We start from the raw sequence: 17871 nt of genomic DNA, 5'->3' as shown, positions 1-17871 counted from the left end.
CCCCCCACGGCTCAAGCAAGCCCCAGGGACTTCACAGGTAGAGCGGACACACGTGTGCTGTGCCCGCCCGTGGGCCCGGAGGATCGTCATGCGGCGAAGTGATGTGTGCCGGAGCCGACCTGGTAGACCGCGCAGCCGTCCTCCTGGCGCAGGAATCTCCCGTGAGTGTGGGTGACCGCCTCCGGAATGGGTGCGGGGAGCCACACCTCGGCGGTCGTGTTGGGCGGCACCGTGCAGGTCAAGGTGATGCGGCCGGCCTTCTGCCGCCATCGTGTGGAGACAGGGCCGTAGACCGAGGTGAAGGTGGCGCGGGCGGAGGTGACGGCTCCGCCCGGGCGGGGGCGGATGACGATCTCGCGGTAGCCGGGCCGACCCGCCGAGATGCCGGCGATGTTCGTGTACATCCACTCGCCCACCGAGCCGTAGGCGTAGTGGTTGAAGGAATTCATGGCCGTGTCCTGGAAACTGCCGTCCGGTCGGATGGAGTCCCAGCGTTCCCACATCGTGGTGGAGCCCCGGTCGATCTGGTAACCCCAGCTGGGGAAAGAGCGCTGCAGCAGCAGGCGGTAGGCGACGTCGGTGTGCCCGGTGTCGGTCAGGACGGGCAGCAGCCGGGGCGTGCCGAGGAAGCCTGTCGACAGGTGCCAGTCCCTTGCCTCGACCAGAGCGACCAGCCGGTCGGCCGCGGCCTTCCGCAACGCGTCCGGCAGCAGGTTCATTGACAGCGCGAGGACATAGGCCGTCTGTGTATCGCCCTTGACCCTGCCGTCGGAGTTGACGTATGCGTTCCGGAACGCCTCCCGTACTCGTCCGAAGAGATCGAGGTAGGGGGCAGGGTCCTTGCCGAGTTCTTCGGCCATCCGGGCCGCGAGGTCGGTGCTGTGCGCGAAGTACGCGGTGGCGATGACGTCCTTGGGGGTCTCGTCGTTGACGTTCAGCCAGTCGCCGTATCCCTGCGCCGGGCGCAGCAGACGGTCGCTGTTCTTCTCCAGGTACTTCAGCCAGGCCTGGACGGACGGCCAGGCGTCCTGAAGGACTTGGCGGTCACCGTATGCCTGGTAGAGAGCCCAGGGGACCGTGACGCCCGCGTCGCCCCAGCCGGCGACGCCGTTGCCGAGCGTGCCGACCACCGGCGCCACGTCCGTGAACGCGCCCGCCGTGGTCTGGGAGTCCCGAAGGTCGACGAGCCACTTGGACAGGAAACGGGCCGATTCCATCGTGAACGCGGCCGTGGGCGCGAAGACGTTGATGTCTCCCGTCCAGCCGAGCCGCTCGTCGCGCGCGGGCGTGTCCGTCGGAACGGAGAGGAAGTTGCCGCGCTGCCCCCACGTGATGTTGCGGTGCAGCTGGTTGAGCATCGGTACGTCGGTCTCGAAGTCGAAGGTGAACGGGGCGGACGTGTGCATGACGCGGCCGGTGACGGCTTTCGCCGGGGGAGTGCCGGGGAACCCGGTCACCTCCACATAACGAAAACCGTGGAAGGTGAAGCGAGGCTCGTAGGTTTCCTCTCCGTGGCCCTTGAGGGTGTACGTGTCGGTCGCCGCCGCGCTCCGCAGGTTCGCGGTGTAGACGGTGCCGTCGGGGTTGAGTACCTCGGCGTGTCTGAGTCGGACGGTCGTTCCCGCGTCGCCCGACACCCGCAGGCGTACCGAGCCGACCATGTTCTGTCCCAGGTCGAACACGAAGATGCCTGGCTTGGGTTCGGTGACCTTCTTCGGTGTCAGCTCCTCGGCCACGCGTACGGGGCCGTCCACCTGCGCGACGATCAGGTCGGGACCGACGTCGCCGAGGCCGCGTACGTCGAGCCAGCTCCCGTCGTCGAAGCCGGGTGAGGTCCAGCCGGGGTTCTCTTTGCGCGCGTCGTACGTCTCACCGCTCAGGAGATCGGCGGCGACGATCGGCCCGGAGGCGCCCGCCAGTCGGTGCCCGACGTGATGCGCTCGCTCGTCCCGTCCGCGTACTCCACCTCCAACTCCGCCAGCAGCGCTGGGTGTTCGCCGTACTGTCTGGGCCCGAACATGCCTACGTTGCCCGCGTACCAGCCGGATGCCAGGTATGCCCCGATGGCGTTGGCGCCGGGCCGCAGGAACGTGGTGACGTCGTACGTCTGGTACTGGACGCGTGTGCGGTAGTCGGTCCAGCCGGGAGCGAGTTGGTCACGGCCCACCCGGCTGCCGTTGAGATGGGCCTCGTACAGTCCGAGTGCCGTGGCGTACAGGCGCGCGCGTGACACCTTCTTGCGCGGCAGCCGGAATTCGTGGCGCAGCTGGGTGACGGCGTACGACACAGGGACGACCCTTCCCCACGGCCCACCGCCCCACACGGCCGCCACCTTCGCCGCCGGCCAGTCCCCGTCGTCGAAGCCGAGCCCGCGCCAGCCGACGGGAGGCTCCTTGTCCGTCGCCTTCCAGGAGGCGTCGGTGACCGTCTTCTCCTCGCCGGAGGCGGTACGGACCGTGAGGACAGCGATGACTCCCGCCGGACCCTGGGTCGCGTTGGCGGCCGAGACGGCGAGGACGTTCTCGCCGGCGCGTATCCAGTCCAGTACGTCGATCACCGCCGGGCGGCGCCAGTTTTCGTTGTCCGTGTCGAGGTCGGTACGGGCCACCTCGACCCCGTTCACGGAGACGGCGTACACGTTGTCCACGGTGATGGCGAGCGTCGCCGCCGTGATCCCGTCGAGTAAGTCCGCGGTGCGACGGAACCAGCGGGTGGCGGCCGGAACGCTGCCGGCCGGATCACCCTCGGGGAACCAGATCCAGGAACTGCCCTCCAAGGACGGCGCGTCCGTGAGGCTCGCCGGAGCCGAGATCCAGTCGGCCGTCCACTGCCCGGCATCCATGAGGCCGGTCTCCCACCACGAGGGCGCGCTCCAGTCGCAGACTCGACCGTCGGCGTCCCACACGCGCACGGACCAGAAGTAGCGGGTCCGGGCCTTGAGTCCAGGACCCCCGTACGGCACGAGGACGGACTCGCCGGACGTGACCTTCCCGCTGTCCCAGACGTCCGGGTGGGACAGGCCCGAGGGGGTGGTGGCAACGCGGATCTGATAGGCGCTCTGGCGCATGCCCGGCTTGTCAGCCGCCAACGGCCAGCTCAGCCGGGGGCGTTGCGCATCGAGACCCAAGGGGTGCCGGACGTATTCCACGGTCGGTGCCGTGACGCGCAGGTTGCCTCGCTGCGTCTGCGCCTGGACCTGTCCGGATGCCGGCGCGGCCGTAGCCGGTACCGCGTCGACGGTCGCTGCCGCGACTGTGGCGGCCGCGCCCGCGAGAATGTTCCTCCTACTGATCACAACGACTCCTCACTCACGCAGAATTGATGAATCGATTCAAGGGGAGAGGTATGGGTAACGTAGAGCTGAGTGAGGTGAGGGTCAATCGTTGTGCAGCCGGTTTCGTAACAGGCCTTACTGTGCGATCACTTCGCGCGGAGTCGGCGCTCGAGTGGAAGCGAGGGGATTGAACGGTTTCAATCGGCATCTCGAAATCCTCGCGGCAGCCCAGGAATTGGCTTGCGCCGGGACCACTCGGTCTGGCTCGTCGGCAACGATCGCGTCGGAGGGCGGGGTTACACCGTGTCGGTTGCCTGTCGGCGGTGGACGGTGATCTGTCGGCGATCTGTCGATGGCCGCCGGGATCTTGGGGCTGGAGGGGCGTCGGCCATCAACGTACGGGCCGCCACCACCGCACCGCCCGGGGTGCATGGAGCCTGCCATGTCGCCCACCGTCCGGTCCCGGTCATGGGAGGTACACCGGCTTCCGCGGGCCGACGGGAAGTTTCTCTTGGTCACCGGCGGCAATTCGGGCATCGGCTACTTCGTCGCCGAGCAGCTTGCTGGCACCGGCGCAACGCTGGTGCTCGGCAGCCGGAAGGCGGATCGCCCGGACGCGGTCGTCTTCAACGCCGGGGTCCTGCTCGACGAACCGCACCGGCGGGAGACCAACGACGGCCACGAGTGGATGTTCGGCATCAACCATCTGGGGCACTTTGCGTTGACCGGCTGGCTCGCGCCCCTGCTGTCGGCCGTGCCGGCCGGCCGCATAGTCACCAGCGGAAGCTTCGTGGGAAAGTCCGCGCGGCTGGACCTCGAGGACCTCCAGAGCGCCCGCGACTACCGGCCCAAGCGCACCTACGCGCGGTCGAAACTGGCGCAGATGTTCTTCGGCTTCGAACTTGACCGCCGCCTGCGCGCCGTGGGCAGCACGGCACCGCCGAGTTCGCAGGCCACCCGGTGGCCAGGCGGCCGTTCTTCGCGCCCGAGACGGTGACCAGCGATCACGGGAGCGTCTACAAGAACCACCACATGGTCCGAGTCGCCCGGACGCTGGGGATCGCTCTGCTGCCCGCCCGCCTGATGCGGCCGAGCGACAACGCCGCCTGCGAACGCGCCTCGCCGGGATCCAGTCCCTGCTGCTGGAACTCCTTCTGGGCTACCGGGGCGTTGACGTCGCGGACCGCGGCGCCGACCCGGAAGGGGACGCGGTCTGGACCCTCCAGGAGATGGAGCAACTGCTGGCGTCGTGGATCGTGAAGATGCGGCAGAACCGGCGCCTTGATCAGTACGCGCCGGTGCGGGCCAGCTGAGCCCTGCTCGTCCATGTCACTGCGCTCCACCTACACATCGACACCATCGAACAGGCGGTTAACCGCCAGCCCTGCTGTCGTACGCCCGCTGGTAGTTCTGGATCTCTTTGCTGTGCTCGACGGTCCAGTCGTAGAGATGCCCGAACGGCTCGCGCAGGGACTCGCCCAGCGGTGTGAGGGAGTATTCGACGCCGACTGGTGAGGTCGGCAGTACTTTGCGCTGAATCATGCCGTTCCGCTCGAGGCGACGCAGCGTCTGGGTAAGGACGCGCTGCGTCACACCCTCCAGACCGCGCTTCAGTTCATTGAACCGGGTAGGCCGCTCAAGCAGCGCCATGACCATCATCGACCACTTGTCCGCGATCTGGTCGAGGATTGGCCGGCTGGGGCAGTCCGCCCGGAAAACGGTACGTGTGTCGGTGTCAACACCGTGCAGATCGGTGTCCTTCATGATCCTTGGTTCTCCCAAAGTGCGTTCTTGACGATCCGAGCGGCGCCGCCGACGGTAGGTATGCATCGCAAACTTACATACCTTTTGACAACCTAGGGAGACCTTCATGGCGAACGATGCCTACCTCACCCTGCGCGTGAGCAGCGAACACGGCGTCACACGGATCATCCTCGACAATCCCCCGGTGAACGTGATCGGCGCGACGATGATGCGCGAGCTCCGCACCGTGCTGACCACGCTCGCGGACGATTCATCGGTCCGGGTGATCGTCTTCTCGAGCGCCGACCCGGAGTTCTTCCTCGCTCACGTGGACATGCGGATCGGGGAGAAGATGGACGTCCTCCAGGAGCTCGCCGCGTCGGCGCCGGCGGACGTCAACGTGTTCCAGGCTGTCGGCGAGCTCATCCGCCACCAGCCCCAGGTAACCATCGTCAAGCTGGCCGGGAAGGCCCGCGGGGGCGGGGCGGAATTCGTAGCCGCAGCGGACATGGCATTCGCCGCCGTCGAGACCGCCGGACTCGGTCAGATCGAAGCGCTCATGGGCATCATCCCCGGCGGAGGCGGAACGCAGTACCTCCGGGACCGTGTGGGTCGCAACCGCGCACTGGAGGTGGTCCTCACCGCCGACCTGTTCGATGCCGAGACCGCAGCCTCCTACGGCTGGATCAACCGGGCCCTGCCCGCCGACGAACTCGACGAGTACGTCGACCGTGTCGCTCGCAATATCGCCGCGCTGCCCGACGGTGTCATCGAAGCAGCCAAGCGCTCGCTGCCCGCCGATGACTTCAGGGAAGGACTCCTGCGTGAGAACGAGGCCTGGACTGCTACGTTCGGTCTGCCGGCCGCTCAGCAGCTGATCAGCGGGGGCCTGCAGGACGGGGCACAGACACCGGTCGGCGAACGCGATCTCGAGGGACTGATGCGCAGCGTCGCGCACTGATTGTCGGACGTCCATCTGCACACCGATGGCCCCCGGCCCGAAAACGCGCCGGGGCATCTGGCAGTTCAGGTGTCGCGCCAGTTCGGGGTGGATTCGGTGGTGAGTCTGCGGCTTATGAGGTCGATCATCTCGATGTGGATTATGGCTTCGGAGCGGTGTGCGTGCCTCTCGTAGTCGCGGGCTAGGCGGCGGTGATGCATCAGCCAGCCAAGGGTTCGTTCGACAACCCAACGTCGAGGGATCACCTTGAATCCCTTGACGCCGGGGTCGCGTTGGACGACTTCCACGTCGATGCCCAGGCGGGCGCCGTGGTCGATGGTCTTCGTTCGATAGCCGGTGTCGGCCCACGCCTTGGTCACGCGGGGGTTCGCGGTGGCGATCCGGGAGAGCAGGTGGATGCCGCCGACGTTGTCGGAGACACTCGCCGCGGTCACCCACACGGCCAGCGGCAGGCCGAGTGTGTCGACACCGAGGTGGCGCTTGCGACCTGCAATCTTCTTGCCTGCATCGATGCCTTGGCCGGCCGCGGGCATGTTGGCGGAGGTCTTGACGCTCTGGGCGTCCAGCACGCAGGCGCTCGGCTCGGCATCCCGGCCTTCAGCCTCACGCACCAGGCGCGATGCCGTCGAAAAGTTGTCGAACCAACACCCCAACACCCCAACGCCCCAACACCCCAACACCCAGCCCTCCGCACTCCGCGGTGCTCCGCGCCTTCGCTGGGAGCCACGGATCTGACGGACCGGTAGGGCGGCTTCTCGTGGTCCCAGCGGTAGCGGCAGTCGAGTTCAATAAGGTCGCGGCTGTAAAACCAGAGGCGGTCTCGACCGCCGCCTTGCCCGTATTCCGGTGTGCGCGGTGGCCGTTCCTTGTGGGGCAAACGACCGGCACACCCAGCGACCGGGCCGGGCTACCGTGCCCGTCGTACGGGGCTGACACTGGCCGACCTGGCCGGAAGATTGCGGATCGATGAGAGGGCTGAGTATGTTCCTGCGCACGCGTAAGGGCGCCACATCACTTGTTGCTTCAGGGCTGTTGGCTGCTTCGCTGGGAGGGGCCGTCGCTGCCGCGCCCTCTGCTGCAGCTGCGGCATACCCGTGGTGCACCTCGTCCGCCTGGACGCAGAGTGCGGACACCACCTGGACCACCAGGCCGTCAACCAGTAACACCAACACAACGTGCGTCATGGCCCAGGGAAGCACCGGTGCGGGTGTCACCTCCCTGCAGAAGGCATTGCGGCACTGTTATGGCAGGAACATCGCGATTGACGGGGAGTTCGGGCCCGCTACCAAGGAGGCACTCCAATACGCGCAGGGCAGAGCCGGCGTGAGCCAGGACGGCGAGTACGGTCCCGTGACACGCAACGCAATCCTCTGGGGCCGGTACAGCATCGAAACGGGTGCCAAGGTCCGTTGTGCATGAAGATAGTGCCGTATCAGGCAACGTTCGCCCTGTCGACCACGGAGCGTTGGCGCCGGTCGTCGGCGTGGCAGACAGTGGCAGCCGGCATTCCCTACTAGATTCGAACGATGGGCGACATCGCTGGCACACCCCGGAAGGGCCCCGAGGGCGACCCTGTCCACACACGGCTCATCGCCCTCGCGAAGGACTGGGCGGATGCCATCGTCTCCAACGACGCCACCCTGATCGGTGGCTTCATGGCCGATGAGTGGGTCATCGTCTCCGAGTCAGGCATCTCCGCCAAGGAGCAGTTTCTCTCGCTCGTCGAGTCCGGGGAGTTGACCCACTCGGCAATGACCAGCGTCAGCCAGCCGAGGATCCGGGTGTACGGCGATACCGCGGTATCCACGGGGCGGGTGACGAACACGGCCCACTACAAGGGCCAACGCTTCGACGCCGATGAGTGGACGACCGATGTGTTCGTGAACCGGAACGGCCGCTGGCTGTGCGTGCTGAGCCACATCACGGCGGCAGCCCCGGACTGAGATCCACGAGTCCCCCCCGTGCCGTATCAGGCAACGTTCGCCCTGTCGACGACGGCGCGTAGGCGCCGGTCGTCGGGATGGCGGTTTCGCCAGATCGAGAAAGGCATCGTCTTCGACATCAGCGGCTGACTGTCACCCACCGCTGAGGCGGCGCCAACCTCATGCGACGCGGTGCTCGGTGCTGATGGTCATCGGCGCCGGGGCGGAGTCGACGATAGTGGTGGCGCGGCCCTGGGCATGCTCGTGGAGGGCGCGGGCGGCTCGGGCACTGAGGAGCCGTTGCAGCGTGAGCTGGGGGACATCGGCGACGTCGCCGACGGTGTGCAGGCCGTACTCGCCGAGCGTCGCGGCGATTTTCGCGCCCAGGCCGGGCAGCTCCTGGACCGGGCGAGGGTGCAGGAAGGCGGCGATCGCCTCGGGGGAGTCGTCGATGACGGTGCGCTGCCCGGGCGGGGTGGGGCGCAGGCCATCGCGGCGAGCATCCAAGTGGAGTGTCGACGGGTTCGTCGGTGGACGATCTGTGGGTGTTCGAGCTGTTCACCCTAGCTGACTGCGCCTGCTCGTCGGCCACTCGAATGGGTGAAGATGTGCCAGTAACTCGCAAATTTCAGGAGTCAGTTCCGTAATTTGCATGTCCGTGGTGGATTCCGATATCGGTCGCTTCACGCTGATCAGTGGACGCGGCGAGCCGAGCGGGACCGCGGGGCAGGAAGAGGGCCTGGCGGACGTCCTCACGCTGCAACGTCGTGGTTTCCATCCCTCGTCCCGCGAGGCCGAGGAGGCGCTCTACCAGGACACTCTCGCCGAGTACTGCTGGGCCCGTGATGTTGCCGGGCTCGCGGCGACGACGCTGAACCAGCTGGTGCAGCCGGTGATCGAGATCTGCAGCTTCCACGGTGTTCTGCCGTGGGAGCTGTCGTCGCGGATGCTGGACCAGTACTTTGCCGGGCCCGGCAAGCGCGCCCATTCCACGGTCCGCAAGAAGATCACGAGTATCGACCAGTACTTCGCGTTCCTGGAACAGCGGTACGCCGGCGAGATCCTGCGCAGGTTCGGCGCGGCGGTCGAGTCGCCGGTCGACGCCTTCAACCGGCCGCGCCACCGGGGGATTTCGGGCTGCGGATTCCTCCGTCGCGGGCCGAGACGAAGGCGTTCTTCGGCTCCTGGCGCCAGGAGCTGGAGACGGCGCGCAAGTATCCGGTGGCCGTCCGCAACTACGTGATGGCGAAGACGGCCTACCTCTCCGGGGCGCGCGCCACCGAGCTGTGCCTGGTCCGGCTCGGGGACCTGCACTGGGACAGCGGCCAGTGGGGCCGCTTCCTGGTCCGGGGCAAGGGAGCCCGCGGGTCCGGGCCGCGCGAGCGGGAGGCGTTCATGTTCGCCGAGGGGCGCGCTGCTGTGGTGGTACGTCGAGAACGTCCGGGGCCTGTTCCCGGACAACTGTCTTGATCCGTATGCCCCGTTGTTCCCGTCCGAGCGGCTGCCGACCGCGCTGGGAGCGGACCTGCCGATCGCGCCGGCGATGTGTGCCGACACCTTCCGCCGTTCGCTGCGCCGGGCCTCGCTCGCGCACCTGAAGGGCACGGTGACCGTGCTCTTCCCGCATCTGCTGCGCCACGCGTGCGCGACCCACAACTATGAGGACGGAATGCCGCTTTGAGATGTTCAGGTGCTTCTGGGGCACGAGTGGCCGACCACCACGGTGGGCTATCTGGCGACGGCGAAGGGGGATCCGGAGCGCGCGAGTCTGGAGTCGTCCCGGCGCGCCGTACGCCGGCTGAGCGGGGAGGTGTGAGGCCGTGAAGTGGAATCTGCGCTGGGTGGCGGCGAAGCGGGACATCTGGCGGCCCAGTGATCTGAAGACCGCGTTCGAGCAGGTCGGGTTCACACCCTCGCTGAGCAAGGTGTGCGCGCTGTGGTCGAGCAAGCCGGTGACCGTACGGCTCGATGATCTCGACATGATCTGTGCCGCCCTCAACTGCACGGTCGCGGACCTGATGACGGCGGAGCCGGTCGCGGTCGAGCAGACCGAGGAAGGGGACCGGCCCCAGGCCGTCGGTGAACATCCACGCGCAGGCAGCGGCAGCCGTCCCGTACCGAAGCAGACGGGCGGCGCGGTCGGCCAGCGCCGCCCGCTGCCACCCAACTGACCATGCAGCGCCCGAAATTGTCGGCGTCGTGCGCCCTGTGCGCGGCCTGGGGACCGGTCACCGCCCGCGGCCTGTGCCCCGGATGCCGGGACGGCCGCTACCGGGTCGCGCAGGGACGGCTTCACAACGACGTCTGCCGCCGGTGCGGCTGGCCGGCGGTCGTGGGCGCGGACGGCACCTGCCGGGGCTGCCGCATCGCCCTGCGCCTGAGCGAGGATGATGAATGGATGCGCGCCGAGCTCGAGGGGCGCGCACTCCCGTCCGGACGGCCGCTCCAACTGGCTCTGCACATCGACGGCGTACGGCTGTCCAGCTTCCCGCTCCGCCACAGCCGTACGGGGCGGCGGGTCCGTGAGCGTGTACCTCGGCGGGTGCGCGCCCGGGTGCCGGCCCCTCTGGATGATCCGTGGGTCTGTGTCGAGGAAGTCCCCGGGCAGCTGGGACTGTTCGCGCCGTGGCCGCGGTCCTTCACGCGCGAGCACGGGCGCCGGCTCCGCGGCCGACGACACATCGCGGGTCTGCCGCCCCTTCTGGCAGTCCTTCAGGAGATGGCCGCCGAGCGCGGGGTGGGCGAGACCTGGATGTTCCACACCGGTGACTGCGCCCGGCTCGCGCTCGCCTCACGGCCGCCGGACGAAGATCTGGTGCGGCCCGAGGCGCTGGTGGACCTGCCGCAGATGCGTCCCACGCTGCTCGAAGCCCTGGACCGGGCCGGCCTGCTGGCGGCCGCGGCTCGTACCGTCCTGGATGTCGCGGGGGCCCGGCAGTTGCCGGGAGTGCCTGGCATGGACGAACGAGCGGGAACAGCGCTGCGCACTCTGTCTCAGCTGGGGCATGGACCGCTCTCCCAGGCCGTGTCATCGCTGCGGGCGCGTTCTGCCACTGCGTGACGACCACTGCCGCCGGTGCGTCCTCTTCCTCTCCGAGACCCAGTACGACCTCGACGGCGTCGCTCTGGCCGGTGGCGACCAGCTATGGTTCGGCGGACCGTTCGCACCCCACCTGCGGGTCGACCACGACCGGGCCGGCGAGCCGGACGGCCTCTACGGCTGGCGCCGTCTGCAGGCCAAACGCCGCGCTGCCATCCAGACTTCGCGCGCCGCCCGCCTCGTCTCCCCGCATCTCGCGCTGCCCGGCCAGTTGGACCTGTTCCCTCTCGCGCGCGACTGGTCCCGTGTCGACGACCGGCGTCTTCCGGCGCTGACTCCCTCGGCCCAGGAGGTCCTGGACGGCTTCGTCGCCCACATCCGCGAGCGCGGCTGGAGGCGGCGGGCCCTCAGTACGAGCATCCGCACCCTGCGGGTCCTGGTCGCCCACCTGGGCGCCGAAGCACCCCTGCGGGAAGAGGACGTCCGCCTCCTCGCCCGCCGCCACGACTTCAACGGCGCCCGGGTCGTCAACTACCTGCGGGTGACGGGCCGGCTCCTCCCTGACCGCCGCTCCGATGCCGCCTCGGCCCGCGCCCGCCGCCTCGCCGACACAGCCCCGCAGCCGTTCCGCGCCGCGGTCCACCGGTGGATCGATGTCCTCTCCGGCCAGGCCTCCCGGCCCAGCGTGCCGCTGGCCCCGACGACGGTCTGCGCCTACGTACGCCGCGTCTCGCCGTGTCTTCGCGCCTGGTACGAGGCCGGCATCGGCGATCTGCGCGCCGTAACGGGTGAGCACGTCCGGGAGGCACTGAAGGCGTTGAAGGGCGAGGAGGCCAAGGCCCTTGCCACGCCGCTGCGTTCGCTCTTTCGCGCGCTCAAACGCGAGAAGCTGATCTTCAGGGATCCCACCCGCTCCATCGTGCTGTCCGGCAGCCGGAAGCTGCCCGTCCCACTGCTCGACGATCACCTCCACGGCGTCCTCGACCAGCTTCCCGGGACGCGCAACCAGCTCAGCTTCGTGCTGGCCGCCGTCCACGCCCTGAGCACCCACGACCAGCGCGGACTGCTGCTCGACGATGTGGACCGCAGCCAGGGCCGCCTCACCGTCCGTCGCCCCGGACGGCTCCACCACACCGTCTACCTGGACGACGTCACCTTCCGCCTCCTCACCCGCTGGCTGACCGAACGTCACCGGAGATGGCCTACCACCACCAGCCCCCACCTCCTGGTCACCGCACGGACCGCCACGGACGACTCCCACCCCCAGGTCAACCCACAGGCCATCACCAAGACTCTGCGCCGTCTCGGCCTGCAGATCACCCGCCTGCGCGTGGACCGCATCCTCGACGAAGCGAAACACACCCGGGATCCACTTCATCTCATCCGGCTCTTCGGACTGTCCCCTATCACGGCCATGAAATACCTCCGAGCGGCCCACCCCTCGGGCACACGCCCCGATCCCATCTCGGAATGACCCACCCGCCCTCACCAACAGCGCCCGAGCTGCCCGCCGACCGCACGTCCCTTGGCGGCTCAGCTAGTTGTCCGTGATCGCGGACGGTCCGGTGATCAGCGACCTCGCAACGACTCTGCTGTCAGGTGCTCGGCGCAGGGCGCGCTCCGGTGCGCCCCGTACCACCGGCCGAGCGGGCGATCTTCCTGTTCGCCGTCCGACAGGCCCGGCAGAACCGGCAACGGGTGCCATCCGCACGGCAAGGTGGCAGGTGTCCGCCGCAGACTCAGTCCGCGTCTTCGAGCCCGGTCCGTGCACGCGGATCCGGGGGCGGGACTCCGAACGGCCCGCTGTGCGCGGGTCCGTGTTCCCCTCCCGCGCGTCCCGGGCCGCACGACCTCAGGAGCACACCTTGTCTCTGCTGTTCCCGGGCCCCGCAGCAGACCCTTGCGAACCGCGCCGTTAATCACAAGGCGGGTCAGCGCGCTGAGGATCTCAAGAGAGTCGCTACTACGCTCGTCTTGCTTGCCTACAGCGAACTAGCGCGACACTTCGATCTCTCTAGAAGAGCATGCGATCCGCCGTTGTATGAAGACCGCGTGATGCGGCAGCCGCGCATCGCATGCTTTGGCTGTACTCTCGCCTTACAGCCAAAGCATTCTCCACTTCTGCCGACGCTGGCGCGTCACTTCACGGGCATCATTCTGCCCGTCGGGACGTGTCAGGCTTTAATTCCGAACAGTTTTTCCGCATTTCGGAACGCAATTTTTTCCTTGGCTTCGCGTGGCAAATCGACTCCGCGGAACCAGTCGGTCTGCTCCTTTATGTCCGCGAACGGGTAGTCGGTTGCGAACATCACTCGATCCACGCTTATGTACTTCAGCAGGAGATCGAGCAGTTCGGTCTGGGGGAATGCGCTGGTTGTGACCCAGAAGTTGTCCTGGAAGTATTGCCCGATGGGCTTCTCGAGCGAGTCTTTGGTCGGCTCGCCCATGTCATTGACGATCCGCTCGTAGTAGAAGGGAAGACCTTCGCCCATGTGGCCGATGATGATTTTCAGTTTGGGGAATCTGTCGAAAACCCCGTACGCGATCATCCGAATGCATTGGGTCAGCACCTCCTGGTGCCAGCCATATCCAGACCCACTGAAAATGTAGTCTTGGTACTCTTCCGTGTATTTAGACCGTGTGGTGCTGTAGTAGATCTTGAAGACCTCGTCAGCTGGATAGCCGGGATGCAGGTAGATCGGCACATCGAGAGCAACGGCACGTGCCAGCACAGGCTCGAAATCGGGATGATCGAGATACTTCTTCGCGATGTGTCCGTTGGTCAGTGCGCCCAAGAAGCCATCTTCCCGAACCGAGCGTTCCAGTTCGTCCGCCGCCGCCTCCGGGCTCTGCAAGGGCAAGGTGGCGAAAGCCTTGAAGCGGCCCGGATATTTGGCGATTGGCCCGTCTACAAGTTGCCGGTTAAGACGATAGGCAAGGTCGATGCCCCTTTGCCCAGGGACATTTTGTACGGAGGGTGTATGAGCAGAGAGGATTTGAACGTTGAGTCCCCCCGCATCCATATCGCCGATGCGGCGTTGGCCTAGATCCGAAAGACCAATTTCCTCAAGGAACGCTACGTGATCCTGATTGATGGAGTTCAGCTTCAACAACGTGGGAGTCGAAAAGGTCTCCTCCGTGCCGATGAAGGGCAGGTCCTGGTCCCGCCGTGAAATGTCCGAAGTCTTGTCCGAAGTCTCGTTCTCGCTCGCTTCCGAGACAATGGCGTGCGTGGACAAGCCGGCACCAATGCCAAGTGCCGTGCTGGCGGTGAGAAAGCCGCGGCGTCCCATGGGCTTCATGTCAGTCCCTCTCTTCAGGCGTTTGTGTGGTGCGGTATCCGTGCGGCATCCGTCTGCAAGACACGACGGGTTACCTCGCTTATCCGGATGCCTACTTCCTACCAAGCGAACCTGAGACGAACGTTAATACGGCCGCTCAGGCCGGTTGGCCGAACCAGGTGCCCAGCGCACGCACCAGCGTGGTGGCGTCGAGGTCCTGCCCGGTGGGCAAGGCCCAGGCGACACAGCCGTCGGGCCGGATCAGCAAGGCGTCGACGTCCACCCGGTCCGTGCGGGCGATGACGGAGTTGACACGTCCGGTCCACGCGGCCGCGGCGTCGCGGACCTCCGCGCGGTCGACGAGGTCCAGCAGGAGTCCGCAGCCAGGTGCAGGCGACGCGAGGTGAGAAACCGCGTCGACCGCAATGTCGTCGCCGCGGTGAACCGGCTGAAGGTCACATCGCATGCGCGCCTGATCCGCAATGACGAAGGCATCCTTCGCGTCCGTCTTCCCATCGCCCCGGTAGGATCCGGAGGCGTGATGGACGGTGCGGCCGGGGATGTAGAGGACCTTTTGCCCGTGGTCGGTCAGCAGCGCGATCATCAGGGCAGCCCCGCCGGCGTTGAGGTCGATCGCCCACGTCACCGGCTCACCGACGCTCAACTCCAGCACATCGCTGATCAGTTTGAGCAATGCATTCTCGTCGTTGACCACACGCTGCGACAGCTCCCGCGTGCCGTCAGCACCGAGCAGCACGCAGTGGTGCTCGGCCTTGCCTGCATCCATACCAGCCCACAGTTGGGGCACGGCCGCCTCCGAAGTCGTTCCTCTGTCTGTCGCAGGACGACCTCGCCAGCGTGTCCTTACCAAGCGATCTTTGCCGCGCATCCCAATGAGTGGCCGGGTCGTCGCGGGATGGCGGGCGGCCAATCGTTTGAAGCCACCACTGGGCTGGAGACACGCAGTCACACCCAGCATCCCTGGGCCTTCCGATCCTACGAGTGACCGGAATCAGCCCCAGGAACAATGTAAGGAGACACGACCCCTCACCGCGGCCGGTACTTCAAGCCCCAGCGCCTACACGCAGACAAAGCCTACGACCGCGCCGACCTGCGCAGATGGCTCCGATGGAAACGTATCGGAGTTCGCATCGCCCGGAAAGGCATCGAATCCAGCGAGCGATTAGGGCGTCGGAGGTGGGTGATCGAGCGCACGATGTCATGGCTGTCCGGTTACCGCAGACTCAGTCCCCGCTACGAGCGCCAGCCCCGCAACTACCTGGCATTTCTCGGACTTGCCGCCGCCCTCTGCTGCTACAAGCGCCTCGTCCGCCTCACCACGTAGGACACGATCTTAGGCATCCGTAAGAGCACGGCCCGCGGGCACCACAGCGGCGACGCTCTAATCCTGGCCTCAGGTTGATCGGGGATAATGAGCGGCAAAAGCATCGACTGGAGGGGGGCGGGCCGGCGTGCGGATCATGATCGCGGATGACGAGGCGGCCATCCGTGAGTCGCTGGAGCGGGTGCTCCAGGTCGAGGGTTACGACACCAGCACCGTCGCCAACGGTTTCGCCGTGCTCGACGGGGTCGGTGGCGACGCGCCGGATCTGCTGCTCCTCGACGTGATGATGCCCCGCCTCGGCGGGTTGGAGACCTGCCGGCGGTTGCGGGCCGCGGGCCGGGATCTGCCGGTGCTGATGCTGACCGCCCGTGACCAGGTCTCCGACCGGGTCGCGGGGCTGGACGCGGGCGCCGACGACTACCTGCCCAAGCCGTTCGCCACCGAGGAGTTACTGGCCCGGGTGCGGGCCCTGCTGCGCCGACGCACGCCGACCGACGAGGAGTCGCAGATCCTGTCGTTCGCCGACGTCCGGCTCGATCCCGACAGGTTCGAGGCGTGGCGGGGCGCGCGGCCGCTGCGCCTGACCCGGACCGAGTTCTCCCTCCTGCAGGTCCTCGTGAGCAACGCGACCCGGGTCGTGACCCGCGACGCGCTGTTCGAGGCGATCTGGGGCTTCGGCATGAGCTCCACCGCCAACAACCTCCAGGTATACGTGAGCTACCTGCGCCGCAAGATGGAGGCCGAGGGTGAGCCGCGATTGATCTACACGCTGCGCGGCCTGGGATACACGTTGCGGGAGACTCCTCCGTGAGCAGGCCCGCCGGCCGGGAACCGCGCCGGCTGACCCGATGGTGGCGCCGGCGGTCCCTGCGGGCCAGGCTGACGGTGATCGCGGCGACGGCCATCGCGGTCAGCGTGTTCGTGGCCTTCCAGGTGGCCAGCGAGCTACTGGACTGGGAGCTGCGGGACACCGCCGAGAATCAGCTGCGCGCCGACTCCCGCGTCCTGGCGACGAACGCGGAGCGCGCCGGTCTGGCGCAGGTCCAGCTACCGCCGTATCCCGGATCCGGTCGGCTGGTGCGGGTCATCCTGCCCGACGGCTCGATCCGGACGCCGGCCGGCCAACCCGCGCTGCCCCCGGTCAGCGAGGACGCCGGGCGCGTGGCGCAGGGCGCGTCGGCCGACCTGATGGAGTCGAACGACAGCGACGAGGACGGCTACGTCATCTACACGCTGCGGGCGGGCGACGGCGCGGTCCAGGTGGCCCGCGTCGTCGACGACGGCCCGATCAACCGGTTCGGGTTCGGCATGCTGCTGATCGGGTTGCTCTGCGTGGTCGGCGGCGCCCTTGTCGGGCGGACCGTGGCGCGGACCGGGCTGGCACCGATCGACCGGCTGACCGCCGCCGCGGTACGTGTCGCGCACACCCGGGATCTCGACGCCGACATCCCGGATGAGGGCGGTGGGGAGATCCGGCGGCTGATCCAGTCGATCAACGACATGCTCGCCGCGCTCCGGGACTCCCGGCGGGCCCAGCGGCTGCTCGCCGAGGACGCCGCCCACGAGCTCAAGACCCCGCTCACCAGCCTGCGCCTCAACGTCGAGCTGCTGATCCGGCTCGATCGGCGCGGCACCCTGGACAGCGCACTGCCGGCGGAGAGCCGGACCCGGCTGCTCAACGATCTCGGCGCCCAGGTGGCCGAGTTGAGCACCCTTGTCGCCGAGCTTTCCGACCTGGCGCGCGGTGACGTCAGCGACGAGAGCACTGAGGTGCTCGACCTCGCCGACGTGGTGGTGGCCGCCGCGACCCGGGCGGGTTCCCGCGTGCCCGACATCGAGGTCGCGCTCGACGTGACCTCTGTGTGGGTGAGCGGGCGTCCCGCTGCGCTCGAGCGGGCGGTGCTCAACCTCATCGACAACGCCGGCAAGTGGTCCCCCGCGGACCAGCCGGTCCAGGTCCGGCTCCGTGCCGAGGGCGCGTCGGTGGTGCTCGAGGTCGACGACGCCGGGCCGGGCATCGACGCCGCCGACGTACCGCGGGTGTTCGACCGGTTCTACCGTGCCGACAGCGCCCGGGCGTTGCCGGGATCCGGTCTGGGGCTGTCGATCGTGCAGCGGGTCGTCGACGCCCACGGCGGCCGGGCCACCGTCGCCCGCTCCGCACGCGGTGGTGCGCTGCTTCGGGTCGGCCTTCCGGCCGCGGCCCCGCCCGCCCCGATCGTGCGGCTCACCGCCGGGGAGGACACCGCGGTGCGCTGACCCGCCCCGGCGGCGCGGCGCAGGACAAGGGACGGCGGCCCTCGGG

Annotated in this window: 17 protein-coding genes and 5 pseudogenes; 14 read left to right on the top strand and 8 right to left on the bottom strand. The window is 67.8% G+C overall.

From position 1 onward, the window contains the following. Nucleotides 1-86: 86 nt before the first annotated feature. A pseudogene (locus tag GAS53_RS32245) lies at nucleotides 87-3295 on the bottom strand (alpha-L-rhamnosidase). A 421-nt stretch (nucleotides 3296-3716) separates the two neighbouring features. Here GAS53_RS32245 and GAS53_RS32240 point away from each other — a divergent pair. Beyond that, nucleotides 3717-4247: pseudogene (locus GAS53_RS32240) on the top strand (SDR family NAD(P)-dependent oxidoreductase); the annotation flags it as partial. A gap of 43 nt (nucleotides 4248-4290) precedes the next feature. Here the strand turns inward: GAS53_RS32240 and GAS53_RS55415 are convergent. After that, nucleotides 4291-4617, bottom strand: coding sequence for a hypothetical protein (locus GAS53_RS55415; RefSeq protein WP_225859218.1), 327 nt, complete (start codon nucleotides 4615-4617; stop codon nucleotides 4291-4293). A 28-nt stretch (nucleotides 4618-4645) separates the two neighbouring features. Next, nucleotides 4646-5038: a winged helix-turn-helix transcriptional regulator gene (locus GAS53_RS32230; protein WP_151481254.1), complete on the bottom strand. Its 393-nt coding sequence runs from the start codon at nucleotides 5036-5038 to the stop codon at nucleotides 4646-4648. 106 nt (nucleotides 5039-5144) lie between these two features. Here GAS53_RS32230 and GAS53_RS32225 point away from each other — a divergent pair, with 106 nt between their 5' ends. Then, nucleotides 5145-5978, top strand: coding sequence for an enoyl-CoA hydratase/isomerase family protein (locus GAS53_RS32225; protein WP_151481253.1), 834 nt, complete (start codon nucleotides 5145-5147; stop codon nucleotides 5976-5978). A 65-nt stretch (nucleotides 5979-6043) separates the two neighbouring features. Here GAS53_RS32225 and GAS53_RS32220 read toward each other — a convergent pair. After that, nucleotides 6044-6595 (bottom strand): annotated as a pseudogene (locus GAS53_RS32220) (IS5 family transposase); the annotation flags it as partial. Between the two features lie 349 nt (nucleotides 6596-6944). Here GAS53_RS32220 and GAS53_RS58495 point away from each other — a divergent pair. Both GAS53_RS58495 and GAS53_RS32210 read left to right on the top strand, forming a co-directional pair. After that, nucleotides 6945-7397, top strand: a complete 453-nt coding sequence (locus GAS53_RS58495; RefSeq protein ID WP_151481252.1) for a peptidoglycan-binding domain-containing protein — start codon at nucleotides 6945-6947, stop codon at nucleotides 7395-7397. 107 nt (nucleotides 7398-7504) lie between these two features. Then, nucleotides 7505-7921, top strand: a complete 417-nt coding sequence (locus GAS53_RS32210) for a nuclear transport factor 2 family protein (RefSeq protein WP_151481251.1) — start codon at nucleotides 7505-7507, stop codon at nucleotides 7919-7921. A 159-nt stretch (nucleotides 7922-8080) separates the two neighbouring features. Here the strand turns inward: GAS53_RS32210 and GAS53_RS32200 are convergent, their stop codons facing one another. Continuing rightward, a complete protein-coding gene (locus GAS53_RS32200; RefSeq protein WP_151481250.1) occupies nucleotides 8081-8407 on the bottom strand; it encodes a DNA polymerase thumb domain-containing protein in 327 nt (108 codons plus the stop codon). Nucleotides 8408-8552: 145 nt separating this feature from the next. Between GAS53_RS32200 and GAS53_RS58085 the strand changes: the two genes are divergently transcribed. The 7 genes from GAS53_RS58085 to GAS53_RS32180 are packed head-to-tail and all read left to right on the top strand — an operon-like array spanning nucleotide 8553 to nucleotide 12414. Continuing rightward, nucleotides 8553-9143: a hypothetical protein gene (locus tag GAS53_RS58085; RefSeq protein WP_318723277.1), complete on the top strand. Its 591-nt coding sequence runs from the start codon at nucleotides 8553-8555 to the stop codon at nucleotides 9141-9143. Further along, the gene (locus tag GAS53_RS58080; protein ID WP_318723276.1) at nucleotides 9122-9370 is read left to right on the top strand and encodes a site-specific integrase; all 249 of its coding nucleotides are present in this window, start codon (nucleotides 9122-9124) and stop codon (nucleotides 9368-9370) included. The genes GAS53_RS58085 and GAS53_RS58080 overlap by 22 nt, the downstream gene beginning before the upstream one ends. A 13-nt stretch (nucleotides 9371-9383) precedes the next feature. Then, the gene (locus GAS53_RS58075; RefSeq protein WP_318723275.1) at nucleotides 9384-9581 is read left to right on the top strand and encodes a hypothetical protein; all 198 of its coding nucleotides are present in this window, start codon (nucleotides 9384-9386) and stop codon (nucleotides 9579-9581) included. Between the two features lie 9 nt (nucleotides 9582-9590). Further along, a complete protein-coding gene (locus GAS53_RS58070) occupies nucleotides 9591-9716 on the top strand; it encodes a hypothetical protein (RefSeq protein ID WP_318723274.1) in 126 nt (41 codons plus the stop codon). Between the two features lie 4 nt (nucleotides 9717-9720). After that, nucleotides 9721-10071 (top strand): helix-turn-helix domain-containing protein, encoded by a 351-nt coding sequence (locus GAS53_RS32190; RefSeq protein WP_151481249.1) that lies wholly within the window; start codon nucleotides 9721-9723, stop codon nucleotides 10069-10071. A 2-nt stretch (nucleotides 10072-10073) separates the two neighbouring features. Then, nucleotides 10074-10961, top strand: a complete 888-nt coding sequence (locus tag GAS53_RS32185) for a hypothetical protein (RefSeq protein WP_151481248.1) — start codon at nucleotides 10074-10076, stop codon at nucleotides 10959-10961. Continuing rightward, the gene (locus GAS53_RS32180) at nucleotides 10906-12414 is read left to right on the top strand and encodes a site-specific integrase (RefSeq protein ID WP_151481247.1); all 1509 of its coding nucleotides are present in this window, start codon (nucleotides 10906-10908) and stop codon (nucleotides 12412-12414) included. Before GAS53_RS32185 ends, GAS53_RS32180 begins: the two co-directional genes overlap by 56 nt. A gap of 700 nt (nucleotides 12415-13114) precedes the next feature. Here the strand turns inward: GAS53_RS32180 and GAS53_RS32175 are convergent. The 3 genes and pseudogenes from GAS53_RS32175 to GAS53_RS32170 all read right to left on the bottom strand — a co-directional run. Beyond that, a complete protein-coding gene (locus tag GAS53_RS32175) occupies nucleotides 13115-14242 on the bottom strand; it encodes an amidohydrolase family protein (RefSeq protein WP_192583368.1) in 1128 nt (375 codons plus the stop codon). A 136-nt stretch (nucleotides 14243-14378) separates the two neighbouring features. Further along, on the bottom strand, nucleotides 14379-14591 hold the full coding sequence (locus tag GAS53_RS58490; RefSeq protein WP_404829346.1) for an aromatic-ring hydroxylase C-terminal domain-containing protein: 213 nt from the start codon (nucleotides 14589-14591) through the stop codon (nucleotides 14379-14381). A gap of 5 nt (nucleotides 14592-14596) precedes the next feature. Beyond that, nucleotides 14597-15008: pseudogene (locus tag GAS53_RS32170) on the bottom strand (IS110 family transposase); the annotation flags it as partial. A gap of 258 nt (nucleotides 15009-15266) precedes the next feature. Here GAS53_RS32170 and GAS53_RS32165 point away from each other — a divergent pair. The 3 genes and pseudogenes from GAS53_RS32165 to GAS53_RS32155 form a co-directional block, all read left to right on the top strand. Next, nucleotides 15267-15566: pseudogene (locus GAS53_RS32165) on the top strand (transposase); the annotation flags it as partial. Nucleotides 15567-15693: 127 nt separating this feature from the next. Beyond that, nucleotides 15694-16377 (top strand): response regulator transcription factor, encoded by a 684-nt coding sequence (locus tag GAS53_RS32160; RefSeq protein WP_151481246.1) that lies wholly within the window; start codon nucleotides 15694-15696, stop codon nucleotides 16375-16377. Next, the gene (locus GAS53_RS32155) at nucleotides 16374-17825 is read left to right on the top strand and encodes a sensor histidine kinase (RefSeq protein WP_151481245.1); all 1452 of its coding nucleotides are present in this window, start codon (nucleotides 16374-16376) and stop codon (nucleotides 17823-17825) included. The genes GAS53_RS32160 and GAS53_RS32155 overlap by 4 nt, the downstream gene beginning before the upstream one ends. The last annotated feature ends 46 nt before the right edge of the window (nucleotides 17826-17871 follow it).

Origin of the sequence: Streptomyces albicerus, from assembly GCF_008905045.1 — a bacterium.
Classification (GTDB): Bacteria; Actinomycetota; Actinomycetes; order Streptomycetales; family Streptomycetaceae; genus Streptomyces; species Streptomyces albicerus.
Note: the sequence above shows the minus strand (reverse complement) of the source record. Positions and strands in the feature narration are given on the sequence as shown.

Bases quoted from the DNA above. Each gene is read 5' to 3' on its own strand.
- GAS53_RS32230 (WP_151481254.1), bottom strand. From the start codon at position 5,038: ATGAAGGACACCGATCTGCACGGTGTTGACACCGACACACGTACCGTT.
- GAS53_RS32225 (WP_151481253.1), top strand. From the start codon at position 5,145: ATGGCGAACGATGCCTACCTCACCCTGCGCGTGAGCAGCGAACACGGC.
- GAS53_RS58495 (WP_151481252.1), top strand. From the start codon at position 6,945: ATGAGAGGGCTGAGTATGTTCCTGCGCACGCGTAAGGGCGCCACATCA.
- GAS53_RS32210 (WP_151481251.1), top strand. From the start codon at position 7,505: ATGGGCGACATCGCTGGCACACCCCGGAAGGGCCCCGAGGGCGACCCT.
- GAS53_RS58085 (WP_318723277.1), top strand. From the start codon at position 8,553: ATGTCCGTGGTGGATTCCGATATCGGTCGCTTCACGCTGATCAGTGGA.
- GAS53_RS32185 (WP_151481248.1), top strand. From the start codon at position 10,074: ATGCAGCGCCCGAAATTGTCGGCGTCGTGCGCCCTGTGCGCGGCCTGG.
- GAS53_RS32180 (WP_151481247.1), top strand. From the start codon at position 10,906: ATGGACCGCTCTCCCAGGCCGTGTCATCGCTGCGGGCGCGTTCTGCCA.
- GAS53_RS32175 (WP_192583368.1), bottom strand. From the start codon at position 14,242: ATGAAGCCCATGGGACGCCGCGGCTTTCTCACCGCCAGCACGGCACTT.